The following is a 7,796-nucleotide window of genomic DNA, read 5'->3' as shown; positions in this document are numbered from 1 at the left end:
ACTCGCCGACTACCTCGCTAAACTCGCCCTCCGACCGCAAAACAAGCCAGTTACTTAAGATCGTAATTTTCGGCGCAGGATACTAGTGCCAGTGGTCGCACTTGCCGGCACATCACCGGCCAGCGCGGACACAGCCCAGTTCAAGGGCGTGAACTGGGCTGTGCTGGGCGACAACTTCGTCAGAGGTCCGCTCGTCCTCGACGGGCTGAACCAGTCGGACAACTACTCGACCGTCCGGGCCAAGGCGGACGCCATCTACAACGGGTTAGAGAACCAACTCGGCGTCAACACCGTCCGGTTGCCGGTCAATACCCACACCGTCGGTTCGTCGTGGTGGAACGCCTATCGCGGCACGATCGATGCCGCTACCGCCAGAGGCTTCAAAGTCATCCTCGCCTACTGGGAGGACGGAGCCGCCTCCGGCGGCCGGATCACCAACATGTCCGCCTTCAACTCGATGTGGAACACCATCACTGCCCAGTACGGCTCCGACAGCCTGGTCTACTTCGAGCCGATGAACGAACCCCACGGTTACAGCGCGTCCCAATGGATCAACCTCGCCGCGTCGTGGATCAACGCTCGCTCGTCGATTCCGAGGGGCCGGATCCTGGTAGGCGGCACCGGTTACAGCCAGGACGTCAGGCCGGTCTGTGCAGACACTCGTCTCGACGGGACGCTCCTGTCCTATCACCACTACGCCTTCTTCTACGGCGAGAAGGACTACGCCGGCTGGGTCCAGAGCTTCCGGGAGCGACTGGGCAACTGCGCATCGCGCGCGATCCTGACCGAGTTCGGCGCTCCGATGGACACCGACCTGAACTACCACAACGCGAACAGCTCCAACAACTTCGTCCGGTACATCCGGGCGGACACCGACTCCTTGCGGGCACTCAACATGGGCGCGGTCTACTGGCCCGCTCTCGGCGGCAAGGTCACCGCTGGACAGAACTACGACTGGTACTCCATGTTCGCGCTCCACGGCAGCGGCACCAACCTGAGCGTGAGCATCCGCAACTCCACTGGCGCCGACCGCCTCAGGCACGGCTGGGGCGACGGCGGCCCGCCGACTGAACCTCCGGGGCAGCGTTATGAGGCGGAGTCCCCGCCGGCGGTGTGTCGGGGCACGATCGACTCGGACCATGCTGGTTATTCCGGCACCGGGTTCTGTAACGGTGACCAGGCTGTGGGTGCCCACGCGCAGTTCACGGTGACCCCGGAGGACGACGATACGGTGGCGGTGGGGATCCGGTTCGCCAATGGTGGCACCAGTGCGCGTCCGGCGAACGTGATCGTCAACGGGACCACGGTGGACACGGTCTCGTTCGAGCCCACCGGCTCGTGGTCGACATGGTCGACCGCGTCCGTGCCGGTGTCGCTCAACGACGGCAGCAACACCATCCGGATCGACCCGACCATGGCAACCGGGCTGCCCAACGTGGACTATCTGGACCTTGAGGCCGCGCCCGAGCCCGAACCGGACCGGTTCGAAGCCGAAGACTCTCCGGCGACCTGCGACGGCAGTATCGACACGAACCACTCCGGTTATTCCGGCAGCGGGTTCTGTAACGGCGACAACGCTGTCGGCGCGGCAGCGCAGTTCACGGTGACCCCGGCAGACGCTGGTACGGCCACGGTGGAGGTCCGCTTCGCCAACGGTGCCAGTTACGGTAATGCCCGGCCGGCGAACGTGATCGTCAACGGGACCACAGTGGACACCGTCTCGTTCGAATCCACCGGCACGTGGTCTGCGTGGGTCACCAAAACCCTGACCATGTCGCTGAATGCCGGTAGCAACACCATCCGGCTGGATCCGACCACGACAGCAGGGCTGCCCAACGTGGACTACATAGAAGTAGGCCCCAACGCATAACATCTCCCGCGGCGGTCAGGAGGGTGTCCGGTTCTCCGATACCCTCCGGACCGCACCGCCTCGGGCTCCTGCGACGGCACCATCGACTTCAACCACTCCGGTTATTCCGGCACGGGGTTCTGTAACGGCGACAACGCTGTCGGCTGGGCAGCCCAATTCACCCTCAGCGACGATGCCTCCGCCACCGGCACCGGCTGTTCACAACCGGCTAGGTGGCACGCTTCCGCTGGTTGTGCTAACGAATGGCGTGATGTCGACTGTCGTGGTGAGCAGTAGTTCTGCGGTGTCGATCGCTGCGACCGAACCGCGCTGCTTGGCCAGTCGCTCCGCGTGGGGGGTCAGCCGGACGTCCGGGCCTTGACGGACCGGGGTGAACCTGCCTGATCGCGTCGGTCGCCTCCACGGCGCTGCGGTACGGTGCCGGCCGGTAGGCGCGAGCAATCGAAAGTTTAAACGTTTGTATTGACACCTTCAGGGTACGGAGTTACGTTCCGAGTCCCAATTGTTAAAGCGTTTTCACGCGTCCTTCGATTGGAGTGCTCGTGCCTCAGCTTCCCCGCCGCACGCAGCTGATCGGCGCCGCTCCGGCCGGCGCCGCGAGCCAGCTCCCCACACCGCCGGCAGGCCAACGCATCAGCCGGCGCCGCTTCCTCACCAGTTCGGCGCTGGCGGCCGGTGGCGCGTTGACAGTGCCGCTGCTCGGAGCCTGCAACGCCAGCACGGAGTCCGGCGACGGCAAGACCGTCCTGACCGTCATGTACAAGAACAACGAGCTGACGAAGGAGCAGATCGCCGACTTCGAGGCCAAGAACCCCGATATCAAGATCAGCTTCATTGAGCACGACGGCACCCGGCTCAACGCGATGCTCGCCTCGAACGAGCCGCCGGACCTCGTGCGCGGGCCGGCCGTCGGCAGTGCGCGGACCAACGCGCAGGGGTTGGCCACCGAGCTGGACCCGTACCTGGACAAGAGCAGCGTGTTGAACAAGGAAGACCTCCTGCCTGTCAACGACAGCTTCCGGTGGGACGGCAAGCAGATCGGCCGTGGCCCGTACTACGGGCTCATCAAGGATTGGAGCCAGGACGCGACGCTCTGGTACAACCGGGCGCTGTTCGAAGAGGCCAAGATCGAGCCGCTGAGCACGACCGAGCCGATCTCCTACGACGAGCTGTTGGAGATCGGGAAGAAGCTGACCAAGAAGAGCGGCGGCAAGACTCAGGTCTACGGCCTCGGCCTGGAATGGGCATGGAACCTGTACGCGCCGATCTCGATGATGATTCTCCAGCAGGGCGGCGAGGTCTACAACACGGACCTGACCGAGACCGACATGACCACGCCGGAGGCCCTGCGAGCGCTGCGGTGGTACGTCGACTTCGCCAAGGCCGGCGTCGGTCCCACCTCCCTCGACCCGGCGCCGGACGGCGCCGACCTGTCCCTGTTCCTCGCCAAGCGGATGGCGATCACCCAAGACGGTTACTGGTACGGCGGCAATTTCGTCGAAGAGTCCGACGAGATCAAGAACAACATCGCGATGGCGCCTGCGCCGGTGATGGGCGACAACCGGATCAGCCCGACGTACGCGGGCTGGGGCGCCTACATCCCCGCGAAGGCCAAGCACAAGGCCGAGGCCTGGAAGCTCATGGAGTACTTCATGGCCGGGAAGCCGTCGGAGGACCGGGCCAAGAGCGGCTGGGGCATTCCGGCCTTGGAGTCGCAGCTGGAGCTGATGCCACAGGAACTGCCGTACCAGAAGCAGGTTTATCAGACGCAGCAGGCCGAGTTGGAGTACGCCGGGCAACTGCCCGACTCTCCCTACATCGGCGGCGCCACCGCATGGGACCCCGTACTCGACAAGCACCTTCAGCGGGCCATCAAGAACGAGGTCACCGTCGAGGCCGCAGGCAAGGCGATCACCGATGAGATCAACAAAAAGTTGAAGCAAGGCAAGGACCAGATCGGCTAGTGGCCGCCATGGCAACGAAAGGGGCGCGGCGCGGCAGAAAAGGCTGGCAGCGGTACTCCAGCCGGACGTTCTACCTGTTCGTCTCGCCGTGGCTGCTCGGCTTCGCGCTGCTCACGGCGCTACCGCTCGGCTACGCGTTAGCGATCAGTTTTACCAACTTCGACGGTCGCAGCCCACGTTGGCGCTGGGTGGGCTTGCGCAACTACGCCGAGCTCTTTGGCGACGCGGATGCCCTCGCCAGCCTGGTCCGCACCCTCGCGTTCACGGCGATCGCGGTGCCGCTCATGGTGGCCGGCGGGCTCGGTCTGGCGGTGCTGCTCAACCAGCGGCTGAAGGCGGTCGGCCTGTTCCGGGCGATCTTCTTCCTGCCATCGGTCGTCCCGGTGGTCGCCACGGCCATCATGTGGAAGCTGATCTTCAACCGGGACGTCGGCATCCTCAACGAGATTCTCGATCTGATCAGCATCCCTCCGATCACCTGGCTGGTCGACCCGAACGCGTTCTACGCGCTGGTCATCCTTATCCTGTGGGGACTCGGCGGCGGGATGGTGATCATGCTTGCCGCCCTGCAGACCGTGCCGCCTGAGCTGGAAGAGGCGGCGCTCATCGACGGCGCCAACCGCTGGCAGGTGTTCCGGCACGTCACCGTTCCGATGATCTCGCCGGTCATCTTCTTCCAGGTGGTGACCGGCATCATCTTCACCTTCCAGATCGTCATTCAGCCGCTGTTGCTGGCGCAGACGCGCGAGGTCGGCCAGGTGACTCACGTGCCGAAGAGCACCCACCTGTTCATGGTGCAGGTCTACGAGGAGTACTTCGCCAACAATCGCTACGGTTACGGCTCCGCGATGCTGTGGGTGTTCTTCCTGGTCATCCTGGTCGTCACGCTCATCGTGCTGCGGTCCAGCCGGCTGTGGGTGCATTACGAGGTCGACAGTGAGGCTGAACGATGACGCAGACCACCGCGGCCACGCCGCCCGCCGTCAGCACACCGCCGGCTACCCCGCGCCGGCGCCCACGCCGTCGGGGCAACGCGGCGCGCACCTACCTGATCCTGATGGCGCTCGCGGTACTGTTCGTTGGTCCGTTCGTCTGGCTTGTGCTTGCCGCGTTGAAGACCAAGGCGGAATGGGTGACGATCCCGGCGAAGATCCTGCCGGAGGAACCGCAGTGGGGGAACTTCACGCAGGCCCTCACCGAGATCAACTTCCTGGCATACCTGGGGAACTCGGCGTTCCTGTCGTTCGTGTTCGCGACTCTTGTGACGTTGTCCAGTGCGGCGGTCGGGTTTGGCTTCGCCCGCCTGCGTGGGCGCGGCAAACGCCCGCTGTTCGTGTTGGTGCTGTCCACCATGATGCTGCCGCAGATCCTCACCCTGATCCCGACGTACGTGCTGTTCGCCAGGGTGGGACTGGTCAACACGTACTGGCCATGGGTGATGTGGGGCCTCGCGGCGTCGCCATTCCTGGTGTTCTTGTCCCGCCAGTTCTTCGCCGCCATCCCCGCCGAACTGGAGGAGGCGGCGATCATCGACGGGTGCGGGTACGGCCGGATCTTCGTGCAGATCTTCCTGCCGCTGTCCCGGCCCGTGCTGTTGACTTCTTTCCTGCTTTCGTTCACCTGGACCTGGGGCGATTGGATCGCCCCGGCTCTGTTCCTCGATCCCGACCACACCACACTGTCGGTCGCTATCGCCTCGTTCTACCTCGACCCGCATGGCAACCCCGACGCCACGGTGCAGGCCGCCGCCGCCACCCTCTACGTGGTACCCGTTCTGGTGATCTTCCTGTTCGCTCAGCGCTACTTCATCCGCGGCGTTGTCAGTTCGGGCTTGAAGGGATAATTCTCGACACGCTTGGTTCTGGCGGTCGCCGATGGTGACATCGAAGCCCGCGCCGAGAGTGCCCGGCGAGGCCGCACACGACGACCGCGAGACCGATGCCCAGCACAGCCCGCGTCGCGAAGCGCAGCCGCGTCCGCCCCGGATCCGGCGCTATGAACACCCTCTTCAGCACTGCTTACCACCCCCTTAGCTTGACTCTGTCGGGGATCTTGGAACTGGAGAGGTCAGCTGCCGAGAGTTCGCCAGGACTTGAGGCGAGGGATCTCGCGTTGATTAAGGTAGCTCTGGAAGGCGGTCGGCTGCCGGGGCGAGGGCCCTTCTCCGGTCGGTGGCAGTCCGCTGAGGCGCTCGATGTTGACGGCGNAAGGTAGCTCTGGAAGGCGGTCGGCTGCCGGGGCGAGGGCCCTTCTCCGGTCGGTGGCAGTCCGCTGAGGCGCTCGATGTTGACGGCGATGGCGGTCAGGACGTGTTGGAGGTGGGCCTTGTTCTGCCCTCGGTAGCGACAGCGTCGCAGGCCGTGGCCGTGGGCGAACTCGTTGACCGTGCCCTCGACCCCGGAGCGGACCGCATAGCGGGCCTTCCACTCGGCGGTCTGCTGCTCGGTTCGAACGCGAAGTTGCAGGTCGCGTAGTTCGCGCGGAGGAAAGCCTACGTTCCGGGCGCTTTCGCGGGAGGTGGTGCACTGGGTGCGGTCCGGGCAGGGGTGACACTGGCTCTTGGCGAACCGAGCCACGATCAGCGGGGCCGCGGTCGGCGAGGAGGTCGGGTAGGGGCCGTGCCAACCCCGGCTCACCTGGCCCTGGGGGCAGGTGACCTGCTGGCGGTCGTAGTCGATGTGGAAGTCGTCCCGGGCGAAGCCCTCGTTGCGGCGGTGTTGCCGGGTGGGGTTGCCCCGCAGTGGCCCGGAGACGGTGACCTGGTGATCGCGCGCGGCTTGTTCCAGGTGAACCAGGGAGGTGTAGCCGCTGTCGACCAGATGCTCGGCGGGCAGCAGGCCACGGCGGCGCAGACGGGTGTGGATGCCAGGCAGGACCTTGCTGTCGTGCGTGGTGGCCGCGGTGGTGGCCACGTCCGTGATCACGTTGGGGCCGTCGGGGGCACAGGTCTCGGTCAGATGAGCGGCGAACCCCTTCCAGCTGATGATGTGTCCGTGGCGCGCGTAGCGGGCCGACGTGTCGTAGGGAGAAACAATCGCCCGGGACGAGGGCGGCAGCCCGGGCCCGCCGTCCTCGTCGGTGCGCCAGAGCAAGCGGCCAGCAGCGTCGCGGTAGTAGTTCTGCACCACTACCTGGCGCAGAGCCTGGACGCGAGGGCCGAACGCCCGGTCCGTCCCGCGCCGGTAGAGGTGTTCCAGGAACCGGACGGCGTCGTTGCCAGTGGCCAGGATCCTGGTCTTGGGCTTGGTGGGGTTCTTGCCCAGACGGACCGGCCGACCGTAGCGGCGCCCCCAGTCCTCATCGACCAGACCGTCCAGCAGATGACCGGCAGTGCCGGCGACTTCTTCCAGCGCCGCGCGGACCGCCTCCGTGATCAGCTCCAGGCGGGTCAGGTCACGGACCGCGGCCAGGACGTGGGTGGAGTCGGTGCGCTGCGTGGTGCGCTCATGCACCAGCCCGGTCTCCTTGAGCCGCGCCAACGCGAGGTCGAGGAGGTGGTCGGCGCGGTCGCCCTCGGTGAGACGGTCACGGAAGTCGGCCAGCACGCTGTGGTGGAAGCCGGGATCGTCCAGCTCCATGGCCATGGCGTACTTGAAGTCGATGCGGCAGCGGACCGCCTCGGCGGCCTGACGGTCCGACAGACCGAGCAGGAACTGCAGCACGCAGACGGTGGCCAGCTGGGCGGGCGAGAGGCCGGGGCGCCCGTCGCGCGGGTACCAGTCGGCGAAGTCCTCGTCGCGCCACAGCCCACCGAGCCGGTCTCTCACCCACATCGCCGTCGTGCCGCCCGGGTTGCTCGCCCGCGCGACCTGCGCGGTTAGAGGCGGGACTTGCTCGCCGGAACGGGGACGGAGGGACAACGGGCACCTCGAAGACTGCATCGGTCATCGGAACCACCCGAGCATGCCCGTTGATCATGCTGTCGCGCCGCGAAACTCCAAGATCCCCGACAGAGTCAAGCT

General features: G+C 65.8%; 5 protein-coding genes. 4 read left to right on the top strand and 1 reads right to left on the bottom strand.

What is annotated here, in order from left to right:
• The first annotated feature begins 91 nt into the window (after positions 1-91).
• From H8R17_RS48325 to H8R17_RS44015, 4 genes are all read left to right on the top strand, one after another.
• Complete coding sequence (locus tag H8R17_RS48325) at positions 92-1,870, top strand: cellulase family glycosylhydrolase (RefSeq protein WP_316959737.1); 1,779 nt, start codon at positions 92-94, stop codon at positions 1,868-1,870.
• A gap of 542 nt (positions 1,871-2,412) precedes the next feature.
• Positions 2,413-3,834, top strand: a complete 1,422-nt coding sequence (locus tag H8R17_RS44025) for a sugar ABC transporter substrate-binding protein (protein ID WP_187828777.1) — start codon at positions 2,413-2,415, stop codon at positions 3,832-3,834.
• A gap of 8 nt (positions 3,835-3,842) precedes the next feature.
• Positions 3,843-4,787 (top strand): carbohydrate ABC transporter permease, encoded by a 945-nt coding sequence (locus tag H8R17_RS44020; protein WP_187828778.1) that lies wholly within the window; start codon positions 3,843-3,845, stop codon positions 4,785-4,787.
• Positions 4,784-5,677 (top strand): carbohydrate ABC transporter permease, encoded by an 894-nt coding sequence (locus H8R17_RS44015; protein ID WP_187828776.1) that lies wholly within the window; start codon positions 4,784-4,786, stop codon positions 5,675-5,677. The genes H8R17_RS44020 and H8R17_RS44015 overlap by 4 nt, the downstream gene beginning before the upstream one ends.
• A 175-nt stretch (positions 5,678-5,852) precedes the next feature.
• Here H8R17_RS44015 and H8R17_RS44010 read toward each other — a convergent pair whose 3' ends face one another.
• Positions 5,853-7,607, bottom strand: coding sequence for an IS1182 family transposase (locus tag H8R17_RS44010; RefSeq protein WP_262506012.1), 1,755 nt, complete (start codon positions 7,605-7,607; stop codon positions 5,853-5,855).
• Between the last annotated feature and the right edge of the window lie 189 nt (positions 7,608-7,796).

It is taken from the genome of Streptomyces sp. TRM68367 (assembly GCF_014495685.1).
Lineage (GTDB): Bacteria > Actinomycetota > Actinomycetes > Streptomycetales > Streptomycetaceae > Streptomyces.
This window is presented reverse-complemented; position numbering and strand designations above follow the sequence as displayed.